Origin of the sequence: Streptomyces sp. NPDC001270 (assembly GCF_042896695.1) — a bacterium.
GTDB lineage: Bacteria > Actinomycetota > Actinomycetes > Streptomycetales > Streptomycetaceae > Streptomyces.
Genome location: NZ_JBIAXM010000016.1, coordinates 94,884 through 113,002, shown reverse-complemented (window position 1 = coordinate 113,002; position 18,119 = coordinate 94,884). Strand labels below are relative to the sequence as shown.

The following is an 18,119-nucleotide window of genomic DNA, read 5'->3' as shown; positions in this document are numbered from 1 at the left end:
CACCACACGTTGAGTCACGGATGGAACCGCCACCGGCCTTCAGAAATGACATCCACTTTGCCGTCCCTGACGCGAACGGCCGTCTCGTCGTCGATGAAGTAGATCGGGAAGTCCGCCCGCGCAGCGATGCGATCAGCCCAGGCGTCGTCCCGCTCGGGGAAATCCGGCGAGTACAGGTGGGGCTTGAGATACCAGTCGAAGAGGCCGAACGGCGGCTCCACGGCCGTGGCGCCGAGCACGTGGAGGTCCGTGGTGTCCCCGATGACGTCGGCGGAGTGTCCGGTGAGATTACGGCTGAAGATCATTGATCCGGCGCTGACCCCCACATAGACCCGGTTCTCCAGCGCCTCCAGGAAGCCGTCGGCCAGGCCGTTGCCGGTGATGCTGCGCGCGAGGTGGTAGTGGCTGCCGCCCTCGACATGAATGACGTCGGCGTGGAGCAGCCGGTCGAGCACCATCTGCCGGGGCAGGCCGTTCAGCTCCAGGACGTCGAACTCCCGCCAGCCGAGGCCGTACAGCCGGTTCATGTCCGCGACGAACCACCCGTGGTCCCCGGGCTCGGCGACTGATGCCGTGGGAACGTACACGACGTTCGCCGATCCGAACGGCTTTCCCAGCATGTCCCGCAGCGCATCCCGCAGTGTCTCGTTGCGCAGGCCACTCGCCGTCAACAGAAAGTTCATCGGGCGAGCCAAGCACGGCTGACGGGCGCGCGCAACGAACCCAGGATCCACCCATACCGTCATGGCATGGCCTCATCAGGAGCAGGCGCTGACGGGGCTGCGGGCCTTGGGGCCCTCCCGCACGGACGTGGAAGCCCGAGATCTCACGGCCGAGCGGCTTCGCCGTCTTGGGGACGCTGTCACCGCGGCGGCACGGCCGGGATACCGGCCGCTGAGCCCACCCGATGCCGGGCACCCGACGCAGCGGTGCGCACCGCCGCTGCCCGGACCGCCCGTCCGCACGCCGTTGCCTGCCGCCCGAGGCCCGGCTCGCGGCCGTCCCGCACGGACCGGAAGGCGAGCCGTGGCCAGGAGCGGACGACCGGCATCGCCACGGTGGAGCAGACCCGGCGGGTGTTCGAGGCCGTCGCCAGGATAGCCGCCGAACTCCCGCCGAACTCCAGGACGGTATCCGGGACCGCGCCGGCACCCACCGTCCCCGACCACGGCCCACCCCGGCGACGGCCCCGCCGCCGGACGGACTCCACCCGGCGCGCACCGGCTGACGATGGACGCCACTTTCGTGCGCACCACGATGTCCCAGAACTGACAAGGGGATGAGGGCGTGAGGGAGAAGCCCAACGAAATGCGGCGGCCCCGGCACGGTTGATCCGGTCCCGCCGCGATCGCCGGAGCGACCGGAGCGACTGGAGCGACTGGAGCGACTGAGGCAGTTCACTGAGGCGGTCCGGCTGCGAACCGTGCTGCATGCGTCCCCGAAGCCGCCGCTGCCCAGGCGCCGGGCACGGCAGGGGCGCGCAACAGGTGTGGCGATCACCCGATCAGGTAAGGGACGCCGTCTCACAGAGGCCGGCGTCACAGATCGAATGCCGGTGCGCACTGTCCGCAGTGCGGGATACCGAGGCCCGGTGCGTGCGCCCTGTGAGTCCACAGTGGTCAGCCGGCTGTCAACCGGGGGTGGGCGCGAGCCGGAACACCGGCCAGCCGATCTCGGTACGCCAGGCTGCCGGGTCCGGGTCGTCGCGCGGGCCGACGAGGTATGTCTCGTGCACGGGACCATCAACAGCGAGGGCGTGGTCGACCACCCAGGCGCCGAGCCGGCCGTAGGTGACGTCGATGTCGTCATGCGGTCCGGGATGGACGACCACGGCAAGCTCGCCGGCCGGGAGATCCACCGGTCGCACGCGACCTCGGGTCGGCGGGTCGGCCACAGGCCGGTAGACCATCGCCGTTCCCCGGCCGCGGGTGAACAGCTCGTTGGCGTAGCACCCACCCGGCGGCCCCAACGCCGGCAGACCGGCGACCGCGGCTTCGAGTTCGGCCATCGCCACGTCGTACCAGGAGACCACCTCCTCGTGGCCGACGACGTCCTCGACCCCGGCGACCGTTCTGGCTGTCACCGGGCGGAGCTCGACCCGCAGGCCGCCGTCGTCGGGGCGCAGAAGGTTTCGCAGGGAGGTCACAGCGGCTCGGGTGCGGTCCAGTTCTGCCTCCAGCCGCTGCAAGTGCTCACCGACCAGGTCCGCGCGCTCTGCGGCGTCCTCGGTGGCGAGGATCTTGGCTACGTCGGCCAGCGGCACGTCCAGGTCACGCAGCCGATGGATGACCTGCGCGGTAGGGATCTGGTCGCCGGCGTAGTAGCGGTAGCCACTGACGGGGTCCACCGAGGCGGGCTCCAGCAGCCCGGACTCGTGGTACCGACGCAGGGTCCGCACGCTCAGGTGCGTCAACTGCGCGAACTCGCCGATCGTCAATCCGCAGGACATTCTCCCAGTGTGTATCCGCCGGGCTCACTGTGCTTGACCCTCCCCCCGGGGGAGACCCCATCGTGATCGACATGCACTACCTGCTCGACCCGACCGCGCTACCCGTGGTAGTCACTCGCTACCTGGCCGCCCCCAGGCCCGTGACCTGCGGGACGTCCTCGGCTTCCGTGCTGCAGCGCCGCCAGGCACGCTGGCGCAGGACACGCTGCCGCACTGGCTCGTGACCGGCTCGGACGGCTACGACTCCGTGGCTGAGCAGCTTGAATCCATGCCGGCCGAGCTGCGCCGCAGGGACACGCCACGCGCGGCGCGAACTTCCGGCAGGGGCAGTAGCTCCCGCCCTTGGCCTTTGGACTCGCCAACATTACGAACGGATAATGCAGTGCCTCCAGCACTCGGACTCATCGGCAGCGGAGCGATCGGCACGTCCCTCGCCCGCCTGGCCGTCGCCGCAGGGCTCGACGTCATCCTCAGTAACTCACGAGGACCTGAAACCCTTGCCGAGCTCGTTGACACCCTGGGGAGCCACGCTCGCGCGGCCACACCGGCGGAAGCAGCGCAGGCCGGCGACCTGGTGGTGGTATCCGTCCCGCTGACGGCCTTCGGCCGGCTCCCTGCGGACGCACTGAACGGCAAAATCGTGCTGGACACAGGGAACTACTACCCCCAGCGCGACGGCCCCATGGCCGAGCTTGACGCTGACGAGATTACTTCCAGCGGCCTGCTGCAGCGTCACCTGCCGGGATCGACCGTGGTCAAGGCGTTCAACAGCATCGGCTCCGGCCGGCTGTTCCCCCTTGCCCGGCCCGCCGGGTCACCCGACCGGAGCGCCTTGCCCATCGCCGGCGACAGCACGACGGCCAAGGAGGAGGCCGGCCAACTGCTGGATGTCCTCGGATACGACGCGGTGGACATCGGCACGCTCGCAGACAGTTGGCGGAGCGAACCAAACACTCCTGTCTACGTCGAGCCCTACCGCGGGGAGGCGCCCGCCGGACTGGGGCCGAAGGAATGGTGGGCGTGGTCCCTGGAGGACCCCGGCCGCGCCATCTCCGCGGCGCAGGTCCGTGAACTGGTCGCGAGCGCCGTACGAGGTCCGTCGCGTGCCGCCGTCGTGCCGGCAGGGCTCGCCCTCTGGACCGACTCCCGCTCGCTGCGCTCCGCGCCCCATCGGTGATCGAGCTCGTCGAAGCGGGCACGCATTGCCCGACTGGCGGCAGGGCCGTGGTTTCTGATGTGGAAGTGACAAGTGGCGCGGGCCTCCACCCCGGGCGGACAGGCTGAGGCGCTATTTCGACCCCCGGTGGCCGCACGCACCCCGCAGTGGGCCACCAGAACCTCCCCCACTCGACCAATACATGTAAGGCACCCCATGACTGACAACACCGTTCGTATCGACATCACCGACCTGCCTGCGGTCGTCCAGCAGTTCTTGACCGCGCTCACCGCCCGGGACACCGCCGCGGTGGTCGGGATCCTGACCCCGCAGGCGAGCGTGACCGATGAGGGCCACACCTACACCGGCGTCCCTTCGATCACCGACTGGATCTCCAACGCCGCTTCCGAGTTCACCTACACCACCACGCCGGTGGCCGCCGAGCGCACCGGCACCCACCAGTTCACCCTCACCCAGCACCTGGAAGGCGACTTCCCTGGCGGCAGCGCCGATCTCAACTACCGCTTCACCCTTGAGGGCGAACTGATCAGCAGCCTGGTCATCGCCCCCTGACACGCTGCCGCCTTTCACACTCCAAGGAGGAGCACTATGAAGACGTGGTTCATCACCGGCGGTACCGGCGGTTTCGGCAGGGCTTTTGCCGACGTTGCGCTGGAGCAGGGCAACAACGTCGTGCTGACTGCCCGCCGGCCCGGGCAACTGAAGGAATGGGCCGACCTGCACGGCGCCGAGGCGCGTGAGCGGATCCTCCTGCTGGAGCTGGACACCACCAACCCCCAGCAGGTCAGGGACACGGTCCAGGCCGCGGAAGCGCACTTCGGCGGGATCGATGTGCTGGTCAACAACGCCGGCCGCGGTTGGTACGGATCGGTGGAGGGCTCCCCGGAGGCGGATGTACGCCGTTCCTTCGAGCTGAACTTCTTCTCCGTCGTCGATCTCGTCCGCGCGGTACTTCCTGGCATGCGGGAGCGGCGCAGCGGATGGATCGTCAACATGTCCTCGGTCGCCGGGATCGCGAGCGTGCCCGGTTTCGGCTTCTACAGTGCCGCCAAGTTCGCGGTGGAGGGCATGACAGACGCGCTGCGCACCGAGGTGGAGCCGTTCGGTATCCAGGTCCTCGCCGTGGAGCCGGGTGCCTTCCGCACCCAGGCATATGCCGGCTTCGCCGAGGAGCCGGTGACCGAGACCGTGGAGGCATACCGGGCGTTCATGGAGACGGTGCGGGAGGCCATGGTCAGTCAGGACGGCCGCCAGCCCGGCGATCCCCACCGCGGCGTCAAGGCGGTGGTCGCCGCCATGAGGCAGGATTCCCCGCCCCGCCGCATCGTCCTGGGCAATGGCGGCTACGACGCCGTCTACGACCAACTGCGCGGCGCCCTGGACGAATTGCGCGCCCAGGAGACCGCCTCCCGGGCCGCGGACTTCCCTCAGGCGGCTTAAAGCGCCGGTGGCCTGGGACGAAGTGGTGTAGATCATCCGAGTGGAGAAAGGTCGTCCGACTTGAAGGTCCTCTCGCCGCACTGGTTCGTGTCGCGATCTGGCTGAAGCGGGGCATGCCTGGATCGATCACTTGGCATTGACGGCTTGCTCTGCATCGAGCTGGGTGAGTGTCTCCGCTGCGCCGGCGAGGCTGACTTGGAGTCCTTCGATCTCACCGAGCCGTCCTTCCCGTTCTGCTTCGGTGATTCGGGCGATCAGGTGGTCGCGGATCTCGACGAGGCAGTGTCTCTGAGCCGGATCCGGTCGGAGCATGGAGCATCGAATACATGCGTGTTCGTGGATGCAGGGAGTGCCGAATGTTCTCCAGCCAGTTTGAGGCTGTTGGTCGACCGGTGTGATACGGACGATGACCAGCAGGTCCGGTTGCAGCGAGCATCAACAGTCAATCCCGGCCTAGGCTCCCGAAGCTACGGCCAGGTGCAAAGTAGCGACCCGTCGCCGGTCAGAGGTGTGCTGAGACACGCGCAGGGCTAGTTTCAAGGCCGTGCGGTCAGGCCGTTGTGGTGATCGTCAAGGGTCTGCCGGGTAGTTGTGGTCCTGGTTCTGGCGCACTCTTCGTGATTGATCAAGCCGCTCTTGCAATTCGCCGCTCCGCACCACCACAGAAGGTGGCGCCCCCGGACGAGGAGGAGATACCCGGCCCCGCTCCTCGTCGAGGTGGTCTCGCTTTACCAGGCCGGCAGGGTGATCACAGGACGAGCATGAGCTTGCCGCCGGGTCGGCGGGACTGGCTGAGCTCGGCCGCTTCCTGGATCTGGTCGAGCGTGTAGGTGCGGGCGACCGGTACGACCAAGATGCCTTCGCCGGCGAGCCGGGCGAACTCGTCCATCTGGTCATAGCGGATCTCGGTGGTGATCCGGACGCCCAGCTCGGCCGCGGCGGCGAAGTCCGAGACGGTGAGGACACGGTCGGGATCCCCGGTCAGCTCGATCAAGGTCGGTAGCGAGCCGCCGGCCGGGCTGGGCTGGTCGGCGCGGTCGATCCGGCCCCCGGTCGGCGCCGTGTCCAGGGCGCGGTCGACGCGGCCTCCGGCCAGCGCGCTGACGCGTTCGGCCATGCCCTCGCCGTAGGCGGCCACCTGGGCGCCGATCTCTTCCAGGGCCGCGGCCCGAGTCGGCCCGGCAGTGGCGATCACCCGAATACCCCGGTGCAGCGCGAAGCGCACCGCCGCCTCACCCACGGTGCTGCCCGCGCCGTGGACGAGCAGCAGCTCACCCGGCTGGACGCCGAGGTCGTCGAGCGCGCGCCACGCCGTCTCGGCCGCCATCGGCAGCGCGGCGGCCTGCTCGTCGGTGACGCCTTCGGGGATGCGTGCCCAGGCCGGCATCAGCGCGTACTCAGCGGCGCCAGCGGTCGGGCCGTGGAAGGTGGCCGGGCCGAACACGCGGTCGCCGAAATGGACGCCGGTGACGCCCTCACCGAGCGCGTCGACGGTGCCCGCGATCTCCAAGCCGAGCCCGCGCGGCAGCGGCGGCAGATGGTCAGCGAGGAGACCGTCGACGACGTGCCAGTCGGCCGGCGTCAGGCCGCACGCCCGCACGGCGATCCGGATCTGACCCGGACCCGGCTCCGGCTGTGGGACGTCGCGGAGCACGATCACGTCCGGGGAACCGAACCGGTCGAATTGCAGAGCCTTCATGACGATCTCCCGATTGATGACAGCATCTGTTGTCATCGACCGTACCAGCTGATAACAGCTTCTGTTGTCGTACCCTGATGGGTATGCCGAGATGGGAATCCGACGCACAGGGCCGGCTCGAACGCGCGGCGCTCGAACTGTTCGAGACGCAGGGCTTCGAGCGCACCTCGGTCGCGCAGATCGCGGGTGCCGCCGGTCTGAAGGAGCGCTCCTTCTACCGCTACTTCCCCGACAAGCGGGAAGTCCTCTTCGCCGGCAACGAGCTTGAGGCCCACCTCGTCGCCCAGGTCGAGGCGACCGACCCGGGCCTCACGCCGATCGAGGCGGTGCTGACCGCGCTGAGAGCCGCCGAGGAGATCTTTCGCCCGCGCGAGTTCCTGCTGCGCCGCGTCAGAGTGATCGCCGCCAACCCGGCACTGGCTGAGCGCGATCTGATCAAGCTCGCCGACATCGCTGACGCGTTGGCGCGGGCGCTCGAGCGCCGCGGCGTCGAGCCCGGCACGGCACGCTTCATCATCGACGTGGTGCTGGCGATCCACCGGCGCGCCACGTCCCGCTGGCTGACCGACCCGGACGCCTCCCTCTCCCAGCTCATCACCCAGGCCGCCGATGAGCTGCGCGAGGCGGTCACGCTGCCGGCTCCGACGGCCCGCTGAGTCGGCCCAGGACTCCCGAAGCTGTCCGCAACGGACACGAAGGTGTCCCGTCCCTGGTCGGCCGACAGGGCCTGACCGAAGTGGCCCCTTCCCTCCCCACGGACCCTGCAACAAGGTCGTGACCGCGGCAACCCGCCACTTTGCACTTGGCCGTAGCTTCAGGAGTCCTAGGCCGTCTCGCGGCTGCGTTGCGTCCGGTCGAGTGGCGTGACAGTTGCACGGTGTTCGATGGCTTGATCCCGCAGTGCCTGGTTTTCGAGGGTGAGTTCGTTGATGGCGGTGGCACAGAGGGCAACGAGTTACTCCAGACCGTGGCAGTGCTTCCGCAGTTTGTCGTGTTTCTGCCAGAGTTGTGATGGGGCGTCGACCGGACGTGACTCGGGTGCGAGTGCTCCGGCTTCGAACGCGAGCTGCTGGAAGTGATCACGAAGGTCAGTGTGTTTCTGGGCGACGACCCAGTACTTGACCTCCGCAGTGGCGAGGCTTCCCGGTCAGGAGTCGGTCAGCGGCCTCAAGCAACGCCTGGCGTGCGAGTCGGTCTCGGTGCGCGGCCAGGTGCTGGTGGCAGGCGAAGAGTTGGCAGAGAGCCTTGTCGGGGTCCAGAACGCAGGGCATCGCCCGGCTGGGGGGATTTGGAGCAGCGGGTTGTCGAGCGGGTCGTGGGCCTGTTTGGCGGCGGTGACGACACGGCCGGCGAACCTGGTGAGTGCGGTGTGGACGCGGTGTCGGTAGGTGTCGGCGGCCGGGCCGCCAACATGTTCCCCGGCGGCCAGACGTTCCTCGTGCCCTTCGAGTTGTTCCAGGCGGAACAGCCAGTCCTCGAAGGCGTAGTCGTCGAGGAACCCGGATGGCCCCGATTTCCCGGGCAACCTCCGTCACCGTCCGGCCGGCCCGACAACCGCACGAGATGGATCGCGTCCCGCTTGTACTCCTGCGAGTACCACTTCGTGCAGCTTCCCACTTGGCGCTGCTTCCTCTGGGCTCCCACATCCCAGCGTCCAGGTGTCCACGATCAAGGGGGGAGCTTCAGTGCGGGTCTGCCCCTGATCCGAGAACACCGCTACGTCACGGTGCCACCTTCTGTTCTACTGGCGCACGAAAGAGGCTCACTCACCCTCTTTTCGTCCTTTGCTGTTCGGCAGAGCCTGTTCGAGAAGAACCTGCGCCGCTGCCCGTGCATGCCGACCGTAATCCGCTTCGCCCAGCACCATGGCGCGGCTGGCCGCGCCGTCCGCGAGGGTGGCCAGCTGCTCGGCGAGTGCGTCGGGTTCGCGGCAGCCCAGCTCCGCCACCAAGGCGGCGATCAGACGCACCATCCGCAGTTTCTGTTCGCGGGCGTAGGAGTGGACCTCACTCTCCGGGGCCGGGAACTCCGCAGCGGCATCGATGAACGGACATCCACGAACCGGCCCCGCGTCCGTTGCGATCTGATCAAAGAGCATAAGGACCCGCTCGCGAGGGGGGAGGTCCTCGCGGTCCAGCACACTCTCCAGGGTGGCACCCGTCAGCACGAGGCCCTGCAAATGGGCGATGACCAGGTCGTTCTTGGTCCTGAAGTGCGCATAGAGCGTCCTCTTTGACACCGGCGCTTTCTCTGCGACCTGTTCCATGCCGGTTGCATTGATCCCTTGGGTCGCGAACAGCTGGGCGGCGGCGGCCAGAATGCGCTCCCGACCTCCACGTCCCCGCCGTTGAGGCGCCGTAGTCGTTGTACCCATGCGGGAAAGTATACGCTAGCGTTTACTTTAATCAAGGGTCCCGCACTGAGTTCGCATCGAAACTTTCCGTTTACATAGTTTCAAGGAGCCCTATGCGCAGGCCGCCCAGAACTTCACTGGGTGAGCAAGCACCGCGTGGCGCCAGTCGGACAGCCGGCAACGTCCGCCACCGCGGTCAGTTCGTCTCCACGGACAGCGAACCGGGCGGCGGCGAAAACGGTCGGGCTGATTCGCCGTCCAAGCGTGGACGTCTTCCTGCGGCCGCAGGGCGACTCCGAAGGGCCAAATCCTTCATCTCCCACACAGCATCACCTGAGGATGCGATTCCCGCACAGACCTCCTCATCGCGTTCAGGACGTACTCCCCGACAGGGTCACGTTCGGGTCTCGCAGTCAAGGGTCAGCAGTCCGCCGCCCGAACGGCCGCGACGCAGTGGGCCCAAGGTCTCGCCGCTGCGCCGCCGAAACAGGGACGGCGGCTCGGCCGGCGTGCGCCATCCCGGGCGCTCGCGGAGAGTGCCTGGCAAGTGGGCAAGTCGACGACGCGGCCGACCTCGCCCCGATGACGGATCCATGATCCCTGGACCACTATCTATGTATACGGTTGCGTTTACTTGAGCGCTCCATGCGTGTTACGGTCCGCCTGTAAACGCATCCGTGTACCTAAGTCGAAGTGTCGCGGTCACGCCAAGGGCACGGTGTCGAGCACCCAGCACAGACCGCATGAACGGAGAAGTCATGCCTGACGCCCTTCCGCCCGACCAGACCCTCGGCAAGCCGTCTCCAGGACAGGGCACAGCCACTGCAGCCGACTCCGGTGCGTCAGGGCCGGGCGTTCGCCGGCCGGGGCTGGTCCTGGCACTGTTGGCGATGGCGACCTTCCTGGCCTCGCTCGACCTGCTGATCGTCAACGTCGCCCTCGACCCGATCGGGCGCGGGATCGGTACGCGCGACCTGTCGGATCTCAGTTGGATCCTGAACGGATACGCCATCGTCTTCGCTGCACTGCTGGTCCCCGCGGGCCGGCTGGCAGACCGCTACGGGCGCAAGGGCGCCTTCATCCTCGGCCTCGGCTTGTTCGCCGCGGCCAGCCTGGGCGCGGCGATGTCGGGGAATCTGTGGCTCCTCGTCGTGTTCCGCGTCATCCAGGCCGCCGGGGCGGCGGTGCTCACCCCCGCCAGCCTTGGCCTGGTCCTTGCGACGGCCCCACCTGCGAAGGTGCACAAGTACGTTCAGATCTGGGCGGCCAGCGGGTCGCTCGCCGCCGCGGCCGGCCCCGCGGCCGGGGGACTGCTGACGAACGCGGCCTGGCAGTGGATCTTCCTCATCAACATCCCCCTCTGCCTGGCCGCCATCGCCATGGCGATCCCCCTGATCCCCAATGTCCGCCACGACCTGGCCACCCGCATCCCCGACCTGCTCGGCGGGCTGCTGATCATCCTCGCCGTCGGAGCCCTCGCCGTCGGGCTGGTGAAGGCCCCGGACTGGGGCTGGGGCGCGGCGTCCACGCTCGGCAGCCTGATCCTGGCCGCGGCGTCGCTCATCGCGTTCATCGTCCGCTCGTCCCAAGTGCACGTGCCGATCGTGGAACTCAGTATCTTCCGGAACGTGGTGTTCTCCTCGGCGAATGCGGCGGTCGTCCTGTTCTACGCCTCGTTCACACTCCAACTGCTGGGCGTCATCCAGTGGCTGGAGCAGCAGGGCGACTGGTCGGTGGTCAAGACGGGGTTCGCGGTGGCACCCGGACCGGGCATGGTGTTCGTTGCCTCACTGCTGGCCGCGCGACTTGCCCACCGGCTGCCTGTCGGCCTCATCGCCGCAGTCGGCGCTCTGCTCTCGGGTGCCGGCATCGCCCTGATCACCGTCTCCACCGGCGGGCACGCCATTCACTACGCCTCGGGCATCCTCCCCGGCTGGCTCATCGGAGGCTTCGGAATGGGCCTGGCGCTGCCCACCATGTTCTCCTCCGCGACCCGTGACCTCCCCCCGCACCAAGCAGCCACCGGCAGCGCCGTGGTCAACATGGGCAGCCAGATCGGCTCTGTCCTCGGCGTGAGTCTTCTCGTCATCTTTCTTGCTCTGCCCAACTCCGACCCGCACCACGGCTACGCCATCTCCTGGTGGACCGCCACCGCGCTCGCCCTCGCCAGCGCCATCGCCGCCCTCGGCCTCAACGCACGCCGGCACGCCCAGACGACCGGCGCTTGAGCGCACCGGCGCCTCACCGTCGACCCACCCAAGCACACGGCGAGGGCGCCGTTCCGCTGCAATCCGACCAGAGCAGACACGGGACACCACGATGAAGACTCTCGGTTTCCTTTCCTTCGGCCACTACCAGCCCGTACCGGGCTCACACACCCGCACCGCCCGCGACGCGTTGACTCAGACCATCGAGCTGGCGATCGCCGCCGAGGAGATCGGGATCGGCATGGCAAGCGTGCGCGTACACCATTTCGCCCGCCAAGCGTCGGCCCCCTTTCCCCTGCTCGCCGCCATCGCCGCGCGCACACACCGGATCGAGATCGGCACGGCCGTCATCGACATGCGCTACGAGAATCCCTACGCCATGGCCGAGCAAGCCGCCGCAGCAGACCTCATCAGCGCCGGACGACTGCAACTGGGACTCAGCCGCGGATCACAGGAAGTGGCGTTTCGCGGATACGAGGCATTCGGGCACGTCCCCGCACTAGGGACGAGCGATGCCGACATGGCGCGCGATCACACCGCACAGTTCCGCCTTGCCATCGCCGGACACCCCATCGCATCGACCGACCCAGCCACAGGCCCCACCGCGGGACTTCCAGTTGAGCCCCACTCGCCGGGCCTCACCGAACGCATCTGGTGGGGCTCCTCCACCCGGGCAAGCGCCGTCTGGACCGCCGAGCAGGGCATGAACCTCATGAGCAGCACACTGCTGTCCGAGGACACCGGAACACCCTTCGACGAACAGCAGCGCGAGCAGATCGACACCTACCGCGAGACATGGCGCCACGCGGGCCACAAACACACCCCGCGCGTGTCTGTCAGCCGTAGCGTGCTGCCGATCACCACCGACGAGGACCGCCTCTACTTCGGGGGCGGACGCACGGCAGACAACCGCGACCAGGTCGGAATTCTCAACGGAGCGATCTCGCGGTTCGGCCGCAGCTACATCGGCGAACCGGACGTCATCGCAAAGGAACTCGCTGCCGACGCTGCCGTCGCCGCCGCGGACACCCTCTTGCTCACCATCCCGAACCAGCTCGGCGTCGACCACAACGCACACCTCCTGCAGACAATCATCGATCACGTCGCTCCGTACCTACGCTGACGGCTGGGCACACGCGGTCGACCACCACTCATGGTGCCGAGGAGTGTCTCCACGACCGAGGCTCCGGGGGTAAGGGAGTGTGTCTGTCCCCGGAGCCTGGTTCGGGAGCAGGTCAGGAGGCGTATGCCTCCAGTTCGGAGAGTTGGGCGGCCGGCCAGCCGGTGTTGGCGGAGAAGGTCAGACGAACGTAGCGGCTGCTGGTGGCGGGGAAGGTGAGGGTGGCGGTGTTGCCGGTCGCCGGATTGAACGTATAAGAGGTGGCGGCGACGATCGAGGTGTAGGTGGCGTTGTCGGTGCTGCCGGTGACTGCGATGGTCTGGGAGCGGGTGGCCCAGGCGGTGGCCGGCGGGAGCTTCAACACGATCCGGCCGATGTTGGTCGCCTGGCCGAGGTCCACGGTGATGGACTGCGGGAAGGCGTTGCCGGCCGCCTCCCAGTAGGTGTTGGCATTGCCGTCGACCGCGTTGCCGGAGACGTAGGTCTGGGTGTGGCTGGTCTCGGTGGTCGGGCGGCCCTGGGCGAGGTTGGGGTTGGCGGACGTGGCCGTGCCGCTCAGCCCTACGGTCAGCGGGCTGTTCGCGTCGTTGCTGGGCACGGTGAGCGTGCCGGTGCGGGTGCCGGTGGCGGTGGGCCGGAAGGTGACACTGACGGTGCAGGACGCGCCGGCGGCCAGCGAGGTGCCGCAGGTGTTGGTCTGGGTGTAGTCGCCGGTCACGGTGACCGAGCCGATCGGAGCGGCGGACGCGCCGCCGTTGGTGACGGTGACGGTCTGTGCCGGGCTGGTGGTGCCGACCACGCGCGCGGCGAAGGACAGCACGCCGGGTGAACCGGTCAGACCCCCGGGGCCGGCGCCGCCATCGGGGTAGATGTAGTTCGGGGCCGGCCAGTTCCCGGTACACACCGTGGAGTTGAGGCTCCAGCCGGTGTTGCCGGCTTCGATGAGCTGCGGCACCCAGCTCCCGCCTACGCAGCTGTGGATGGAGATGCCCGCACCGATGTGGTCCACGCGGACGTTGGTGAACGTCGCGGTGGCCCCGGACTGCACCTGGAGCATGTAGGTGCCGGTGCCGTCTATCTTCACGTTGTTGAAGTTGACGGTCTTGTTGTTGCCCTGGATGAACTGGACCGCGGCGTAGGAGCTGTCCAGGATGTCGGTGTCGGTGACGTTGATCGTGGCGTTGATCGGCTCGTTCGCCCCGTCGAACCACATGGCGCCGATCCCGAAGACCCAGTTGTAGTCGGCGTTCCCGGCGCGCAGCAGCGTGTTGCGCGCAATGGTGTGGGTGCCGGCCAGCGCGGTGCCGTAATTGGAGTTCACGTTGGAGTAGCGGTTGGCGACGTGGATGCCGCCTCCGTTGGTGAGGGTGTCGCTGACGACGTTGTCGGTGATACTGATGTCCTTGCCGCCGTAGGTGACGATGTTGTTGGCCAGGATCGGCGCGACCACGGTGTTGTGGTCGAAGGAGTTGTTGACGTTCGGCACTCGGTCGGCCCACATCGCCAGGCCGTCGTCCCCGGAGTTGCGGACGAAGGTGTTGGTGACCCGGGAGTTGGTAACGCCGGTGTGGAAGTTCACGCCGTCGGCGGTCTGGTCGAGGATGCGGCTGTTCTTGATGACGAAGTTGTCCATCGGACCGTCCATCCAGGCCCCGACCTTGGTGTGCTGCATCCAGACGTTGTCCACGACCGAGTCGGTCATGGCGCCGCCGATCGCGTTGACCTGATCTCCGTCCACCCGCTCCGTGATCTCGCCCATGATGGCGAAGTCCTTGAGGGTGACGTTGCGGCTCGGGCCGCCGGCCTCGTGCGAGCGGATGGTGCCGGTGTAGCCGCCGCCGGTGACGTACTTGCCGTAGATCCCGACCCCGCGTTTGCGGTCGGTGGGGTGACGACCGGTGAGCACGCTGTACCAGGGGCCGCCGCCACCGGACGTCCTGGCCCGGCCCCTGTTCGACGACCGGTTCGTCGCCGTGGTCGCAGCCGATTCCGCGCTGGGCCGGGCCGAGGCCCTGACGGTGGACGACCTGTGCGCCTCGCCGCACATCTCCGCCTCGCGGCGCGGCATCGCCCGAGGTCCGCTGGACGAAGCGCTCGAAGCACTCGGACGTTCCCGCCGCGTCGCCGCGGTCGTACCGTCCTACGCGGTGGGCGCGTTGACCTCTCTTGAGGACGATGTCATCTGCCTGGTCCCTCGGGTCATGGCACAACATCTGGTCGACCGCCGCATCCCACTGCGCTGGCACGAGGTGCCTGTCGAGCTTCCCACGGTCCGTGTGGAAGTCCGCTGGCACCGTCGCGTCGACAACGACCCCGCCTCGCAGTGGCTCCGCGACCACCTCGACGAAGCAGTCCGCCCCCTGCGCGACCGACGGACCGGGCACCCAGAACCGGACCACGTGCGCAACGCCGTCGCCCGTCGGTCACCCGGCCCGCCGGCGCGGCCCTGTTCGTATCCCCGGCGGCAACGGAGGCAAACCGCCGGACGTTCCCGAACGATGTCCTGCCGGGACCGGTCGGCCCGATGGTCGCCCGGTACTGACTGTGGTTCCGGCGAAGCGAACCCGCCGGTCCGCGCATCACCCTTGTGGTCGATCGCGGTGTCCTCTGTGATGGGGCGGCGTAGTCGCTTTTGAAGCGCTGTACCGAGCGGCCGAAGCCCGCCTGTTGCCGGCTGGGCCGGAGGTCAGCCCGCTGCACGCTCCGCGAGAGGCCGGCGGCGCCGGGCGACGTCGACGAGCGCGGGGGCGCGCCAGGCCCCGTCGGGGTGGTACTGGTTGGATCCGGGCGGCACGATGCCGTCGATCTCGTCGAGCGTGTCGTCGTCCAGGGTGAGTGCGCCGCCCTTCAGTGTGCCTTCCAACTGGTCCATGGTCCGTGGGCCGATGATGACCGAGGTCACCGCGGGGTGTGCGAGGGGAAAGGCCACGGCGAGTTGCGGGAGCGAGCAGCCGACGCTGTCCGCGAGCAGCGCGAGCTTTTCCACCGTTTCCAGCTTGGCGACGTTCTCGGGGATCGACGGATCGAAGCGCGCCGGGGTGAGTGCCGCACGGCCTGTGGACAGGTCGATGGGCCGACCCTTGCGGTATGCCCCGGACAGGAAGCCCGAGGCGAGCGGACTCCACGTCAGCACGCCCATCCCGTAACGTTGGCAGACCGGGAGCACGGACGTCTCCACCCCCCGGGCAAGCAGCGAGTACGGCGGCTGCTCCGTCCTGAAGCGCAGTAGGGCCCGGCGCTCGGAGACATGGTGCGCCTCGACGATCTCCTCGGCCGGGAAGGTGGAGCAGCCGAAGGCGCGGATCTTGCCCTGGTGGACGAGGTCGCTCAGGGCGGAGAGCGTCTCCTCGACGTCCGTTGTGTGGTCGGGGCGGTGGACCTGATAGATGTCGATCCAGTCCGTCCGCAGGCGCCTGAGGCTCTCTTCGACCTCCTTGATGATCCAGCGGCGTGAGTTGCCGCTGCGGTTGGGGCCCTCGCCCATGCGGAAGTGGACCTTGGTGGCAAGCACCACCCCGTCGCGGCGGTCCCGGAGCGCCTTGCCGACGATTTCCTCGGACTCACCCGCCGAGTACATGTCGGCCGTGTCGACGAAGTTGATCCCTCGGTCGAGCGCGGCGTGGATGATGCGGACGCAGTCGTCGTGATCAGGATTGCCGACAGCGCCGAACATCATGGTTCCGAGGCAGTACGCACTCACTTCGATGCCGGTCCCGCCGAGCACCCGGTAACGCATGGCCAGCCCCCTCAGTCCGTGGTCGTGGCGAGGATTCCATCAGTTGGAGCGCACTCCATGTCAACTCCCGGCGAGCCGGAGTCGAGTCACCGACATTCGCGGAGCGGGGCGTTCGTGGACCGGCCGGGCCGGCCGGCACTGGTCACGGGGCGACAGGCGCCCCTGCGTAGCCGCGCACTTCGAGCTGCTTCGGGTCAAAGCCCTCCGGAAGTCCGGTCACTCGGATGGCGGCACTGTGGCCGTCGCGGAGGTCGAGGTAATGGTCGCTGAAGCGCAGGCCGGGCATGGGGCTCGGGATGTGCACGAAGTAGGCGTGGCCGTGGGCTGTCACCGTCACCTCGGCGACCCCGGGCGCCATCAGCGCGACCTCACTGTCCAGCGTGCTGGTGCCGAATGGGATGTCCTTGATCTCGGCGAAGTAGAGCCGGTTGTCGGGGAACTGTCCGCGCCTGCTGAACATGTCGATGACGTTCGGCGGCACCTCAAGCCCGGCCAGGGGCGGGGAAAAACGCAGCAGCAGGTCGTTGCGGGCCTGGACCCGCTCGGTGATGTCGAAGACGGCGGGGCGGAACATGTTCTCGTGAGCACCGAGCAGTTCGCCGTTGAGCCACACTTCCACGATGGTGTCGAGGCCGAGGAAGGTGAGCCGCAGCCGCTCGTCCGGACCGAGGTCGACGGGACCGGCGAATTCGCCGCGGTACCACCAGTCCCGCTCCTCCATCCAGCGAATCAACGTCTCGTTGTCGTCCCGGTAGGGGTGTGCAATGCGACCGGCGGCGATGAGGGACTCATGCACGCCGCCAGGAACAAGGGCGGGCACCCATTCGGTGCTCTCCACGCGCGGTGCCGCGCGTTGGGCCGAGGCGAGGGAGTACTGCGTCAGGGTGGTGATGGTGCGGCTCAAGGCCGGCTCCTTCAGTTGGATGACAGAGGTCATGACCAGGGACATGGCTCCGGCCGATTGAGCGGTGTTGCGAAGTGACCATCGGAGTTCTCGTGACCGCTCCCCGAGACCCGTGCCGACAGCCGCAGCGCCCAGCACGGTGAGGAAGATGAGGAGCCGTGTCGGGCCGGCCCGCTGGACAGTCCGGCCCGACAGCCTGCCGGGGGATCAGTCCCAGGTGGGCATGGCCTGCTCGACGTAACGGCTGCCGAAGCCGCCGGTCGGCAGGATGTCGTGGATGACGGCGAGGTCCGCCTCGCTCAGGGATACGTCAGCGGCACCAGCGTTCTCCTCGATGCGCTCGGGACTGCGCGTGCCCGGGATCGGCACGATGTGCTCGCCGCGGGCGAGCAGCCAGGCCAGGGCGAGCTGGGAGACGGTGCATCCCTTGGTCGCGGCCAGATCCTTGAGCCGCTCGACGGCATCGAGGTTCTTCTCGAAGTTGCCCGGCTGCCAGCGCGGGTCAAAGTTCCGCACGTCGGTCCGGTCGTACTGGCCGGCGGCCTTGGCGGTGCCCGTGATGAAGCCGCGGCCGAGCGGCGAGTAGGCGACGAAACCGATGCCGAGTTCGTCGAGGACAGGGAAGAGCTGCTCGACGTCCCGCTCGAAGAGGCTGTACTCGGTCTGCAGGACGGAAACCGGCTGAACGGCATGCGCGCGGCGGATGGTCTGCGGCCCGGCCTCGCTCAGGCCGGAGTACTTCACCTTGCCCGCTTCGATGAGTTCCTTGACGGTCCCGGCCACCTCCTCGATCGGCACCTCCGGGTCGACCCGGTGCTGGTAGAAGACGTCGATGTGGTCGGTGCCGAGGTAGCGCAGGCTGTTGTCCGCGACCTGGCGGATGGTCTCCGGCCGGCTGTCGACGGCGATGCCGAGGGGGTCGGCAGTCATGTCGTAGCCGAACTTGGTGGCCAGGACTACCTCATCGCGGAAGTCCTTGACTGCGCATCCGGCCGCGGATCCGGCATCCGTGTCCCTCATCTCCGGCCTGAGCC

16 protein-coding genes and 1 pseudogene are annotated in these 18,119 nt (G+C 68.2%); 7 read left to right on the top strand and 10 right to left on the bottom strand.

Annotation, left to right across the window (positions count from 1 at the left end; translation table 11 throughout):
* Nucleotides 1-14: 14 nt before the first annotated feature.
* Both ACFY2B_RS26285 and ACFY2B_RS26280 read right to left on the bottom strand, forming a co-directional pair.
* Nucleotides 15-683 carry a Type 1 glutamine amidotransferase-like domain-containing protein gene (locus ACFY2B_RS26285; protein ID WP_390765536.1) on the bottom strand — a complete coding sequence of 223 codons (669 nt, stop codon included), beginning with the start codon at nucleotides 681-683 and terminating at the stop codon, nucleotides 15-17.
* A 947-nt stretch (nucleotides 684-1,630) separates the two neighbouring features.
* Complete coding sequence (locus ACFY2B_RS26280) at nucleotides 1,631-2,449, bottom strand: MerR family transcriptional regulator (protein ID WP_390765535.1); 819 nt, start codon at nucleotides 2,447-2,449, stop codon at nucleotides 1,631-1,633.
* A gap of 382 nt (nucleotides 2,450-2,831) precedes the next feature.
* Here ACFY2B_RS26280 and ACFY2B_RS26275 point away from each other — a divergent pair, with 382 nt between their 5' ends.
* The 3 genes from ACFY2B_RS26275 to ACFY2B_RS26265 all read left to right on the top strand — a co-directional run bounded on the left by ACFY2B_RS26275 (nucleotide 2,832) and on the right by ACFY2B_RS26265 (nucleotide 5,066).
* Entirely contained in the window at nucleotides 2,832-3,626 is a 795-nt protein-coding gene (locus tag ACFY2B_RS26275; RefSeq protein WP_390765534.1) for an NADPH-dependent F420 reductase, read from the top strand.
* A 195-nt stretch (nucleotides 3,627-3,821) separates the two neighbouring features.
* Nucleotides 3,822-4,178 (top strand): nuclear transport factor 2 family protein, encoded by a 357-nt coding sequence (locus ACFY2B_RS26270; RefSeq protein WP_390765533.1) that lies wholly within the window; start codon nucleotides 3,822-3,824, stop codon nucleotides 4,176-4,178.
* A gap of 36 nt (nucleotides 4,179-4,214) precedes the next feature.
* A complete protein-coding gene (locus tag ACFY2B_RS26265; protein WP_390765532.1) occupies nucleotides 4,215-5,066 on the top strand; it encodes an SDR family NAD(P)-dependent oxidoreductase in 852 nt (283 codons plus the stop codon).
* A 126-nt stretch (nucleotides 5,067-5,192) separates the two neighbouring features.
* On the opposite strand, the gene ACFY2B_RS26260 is transcribed toward ACFY2B_RS26265, so the two are convergent.
* Together ACFY2B_RS26260 and ACFY2B_RS26255 are read right to left on the bottom strand one after the other, a co-directional pair.
* Nucleotides 5,193-5,378: a hypothetical protein gene (locus tag ACFY2B_RS26260; RefSeq protein WP_390765531.1), complete on the bottom strand. Its 186-nt coding sequence runs from the start codon at nucleotides 5,376-5,378 to the stop codon at nucleotides 5,193-5,195.
* A gap of 436 nt (nucleotides 5,379-5,814) precedes the next feature.
* The gene (locus ACFY2B_RS26255) at nucleotides 5,815-6,765 is read right to left on the bottom strand and encodes an NADP-dependent oxidoreductase (RefSeq protein WP_390765530.1); all 951 of its coding nucleotides are present in this window, start codon (nucleotides 6,763-6,765) and stop codon (nucleotides 5,815-5,817) included.
* 83 nt (nucleotides 6,766-6,848) lie between these two features.
* On the opposite strand from ACFY2B_RS26255, the gene ACFY2B_RS26250 reads away from it, so the two are divergent.
* Nucleotides 6,849-7,421 (top strand): TetR/AcrR family transcriptional regulator, encoded by a 573-nt coding sequence (locus ACFY2B_RS26250; RefSeq protein ID WP_390765529.1) that lies wholly within the window; start codon nucleotides 6,849-6,851, stop codon nucleotides 7,419-7,421.
* Between the two features lie 491 nt (nucleotides 7,422-7,912).
* Here the strand turns inward: ACFY2B_RS26250 and ACFY2B_RS26245 are convergent, their stop codons facing one another.
* Nucleotides 7,913-8,290 carry a hypothetical protein gene (locus ACFY2B_RS26245; protein WP_390765528.1) on the bottom strand — a complete coding sequence of 126 codons (378 nt, stop codon included), beginning with the start codon at nucleotides 8,288-8,290 and terminating at the stop codon, nucleotides 7,913-7,915.
* 237 nt (nucleotides 8,291-8,527) lie between these two features.
* Nucleotides 8,528-9,139, bottom strand: coding sequence for a TetR/AcrR family transcriptional regulator (locus ACFY2B_RS26240; RefSeq protein WP_390765527.1), 612 nt, complete (start codon nucleotides 9,137-9,139; stop codon nucleotides 8,528-8,530).
* A 737-nt stretch (nucleotides 9,140-9,876) separates the two neighbouring features.
* Here ACFY2B_RS26240 and ACFY2B_RS26235 point away from each other — a divergent pair.
* Both ACFY2B_RS26235 and ACFY2B_RS26230 read left to right on the top strand, forming a co-directional pair.
* A complete protein-coding gene (locus ACFY2B_RS26235; protein WP_390765526.1) occupies nucleotides 9,877-11,346 on the top strand; it encodes an MFS transporter in 1,470 nt (489 codons plus the stop codon).
* Between the two features lie 91 nt (nucleotides 11,347-11,437).
* Nucleotides 11,438-12,448, top strand: a complete 1,011-nt coding sequence (locus ACFY2B_RS26230; RefSeq protein WP_390765525.1) for an LLM class flavin-dependent oxidoreductase — start codon at nucleotides 11,438-11,440, stop codon at nucleotides 12,446-12,448.
* A gap of 112 nt (nucleotides 12,449-12,560) precedes the next feature.
* On the opposite strand, the pseudogene ACFY2B_RS26225 reads toward ACFY2B_RS26230, so the two are convergent.
* Nucleotides 12,561-14,381, bottom strand: a pseudogene (locus ACFY2B_RS26225) (discoidin domain-containing protein); the annotation flags it as partial.
* Here ACFY2B_RS26225 and ACFY2B_RS26220 point away from each other — a divergent pair.
* A complete protein-coding gene (locus ACFY2B_RS26220; RefSeq protein ID WP_390765524.1) occupies nucleotides 14,344-15,081 on the top strand; it encodes a LysR substrate-binding domain-containing protein in 738 nt (245 codons plus the stop codon). The pseudogene ACFY2B_RS26225 and the gene ACFY2B_RS26220 sit on opposite strands and share 38 nt — an antisense overlap.
* 50 nt (nucleotides 15,082-15,131) lie before the next feature.
* Here the strand turns inward: ACFY2B_RS26220 and ACFY2B_RS26215 are convergent, their stop codons facing one another.
* The 3 genes from ACFY2B_RS26215 to ACFY2B_RS26205 all read right to left on the bottom strand — a co-directional run bounded on the left by ACFY2B_RS26215 (nucleotide 15,132) and on the right by ACFY2B_RS26205 (nucleotide 18,105).
* The gene (locus tag ACFY2B_RS26215; protein WP_390765523.1) at nucleotides 15,132-16,181 is read right to left on the bottom strand and encodes an aldo/keto reductase; all 1,050 of its coding nucleotides are present in this window, start codon (nucleotides 16,179-16,181) and stop codon (nucleotides 15,132-15,134) included.
* 142 nt (nucleotides 16,182-16,323) lie between these two features.
* Nucleotides 16,324-17,085 carry a hypothetical protein gene (locus ACFY2B_RS26210; RefSeq protein WP_390765522.1) on the bottom strand — a complete coding sequence of 254 codons (762 nt, stop codon included), beginning with the start codon at nucleotides 17,083-17,085 and terminating at the stop codon, nucleotides 16,324-16,326.
* A gap of 207 nt (nucleotides 17,086-17,292) precedes the next feature.
* The gene (locus ACFY2B_RS26205) at nucleotides 17,293-18,105 is read right to left on the bottom strand and encodes an aldo/keto reductase (RefSeq protein ID WP_390765521.1); all 813 of its coding nucleotides are present in this window, start codon (nucleotides 18,103-18,105) and stop codon (nucleotides 17,293-17,295) included.
* Nucleotides 18,106-18,119: the final 14 nt, after the last annotated feature.

What these genes read in the sequence shown, in the direction of transcription:
- ACFY2B_RS26285 (WP_390765536.1), bottom strand. Translation starts at nt 683, where the DNA reads ATGAACTTTCTGTTGACGGCGAGTGGCCTGCGCAACGAGACACTGCGG.
- ACFY2B_RS26280 (WP_390765535.1), bottom strand. Translation starts at nt 2,449, where the DNA reads ATGTCCTGCGGATTGACGATCGGCGAGTTCGCGCAGTTGACGCACCTG.
- ACFY2B_RS26270 (WP_390765533.1), top strand. Translation starts at nt 3,822, where the DNA reads ATGACTGACAACACCGTTCGTATCGACATCACCGACCTGCCTGCGGTC.
- ACFY2B_RS26265 (WP_390765532.1), top strand. Translation starts at nt 4,215, where the DNA reads ATGAAGACGTGGTTCATCACCGGCGGTACCGGCGGTTTCGGCAGGGCT.
- ACFY2B_RS26260 (WP_390765531.1), bottom strand. Translation starts at nt 5,378, where the DNA reads ATGCTCCGACCGGATCCGGCTCAGAGACACTGCCTCGTCGAGATCCGC.
- ACFY2B_RS26255 (WP_390765530.1), bottom strand. Translation starts at nt 6,765, where the DNA reads ATGAAGGCTCTGCAATTCGACCGGTTCGGTTCCCCGGACGTGATCGTG.
- ACFY2B_RS26250 (WP_390765529.1), top strand. Translation starts at nt 6,849, where the DNA reads ATGCCGAGATGGGAATCCGACGCACAGGGCCGGCTCGAACGCGCGGCG.
- ACFY2B_RS26240 (WP_390765527.1), bottom strand. Translation starts at nt 9,139, where the DNA reads ATGGGTACAACGACTACGGCGCCTCAACGGCGGGGACGTGGAGGTCGG.
- ACFY2B_RS26235 (WP_390765526.1), top strand. Translation starts at nt 9,877, where the DNA reads ATGCCTGACGCCCTTCCGCCCGACCAGACCCTCGGCAAGCCGTCTCCA.
- ACFY2B_RS26230 (WP_390765525.1), top strand. Translation starts at nt 11,438, where the DNA reads ATGAAGACTCTCGGTTTCCTTTCCTTCGGCCACTACCAGCCCGTACCG.
- ACFY2B_RS26215 (WP_390765523.1), bottom strand. Translation starts at nt 16,181, where the DNA reads ATGCGTTACCGGGTGCTCGGCGGGACCGGCATCGAAGTGAGTGCGTAC.
- ACFY2B_RS26205 (WP_390765521.1), bottom strand. Translation starts at nt 18,105, where the DNA reads ATGAGGGACACGGATGCCGGATCCGCGGCCGGATGCGCAGTCAAGGAC.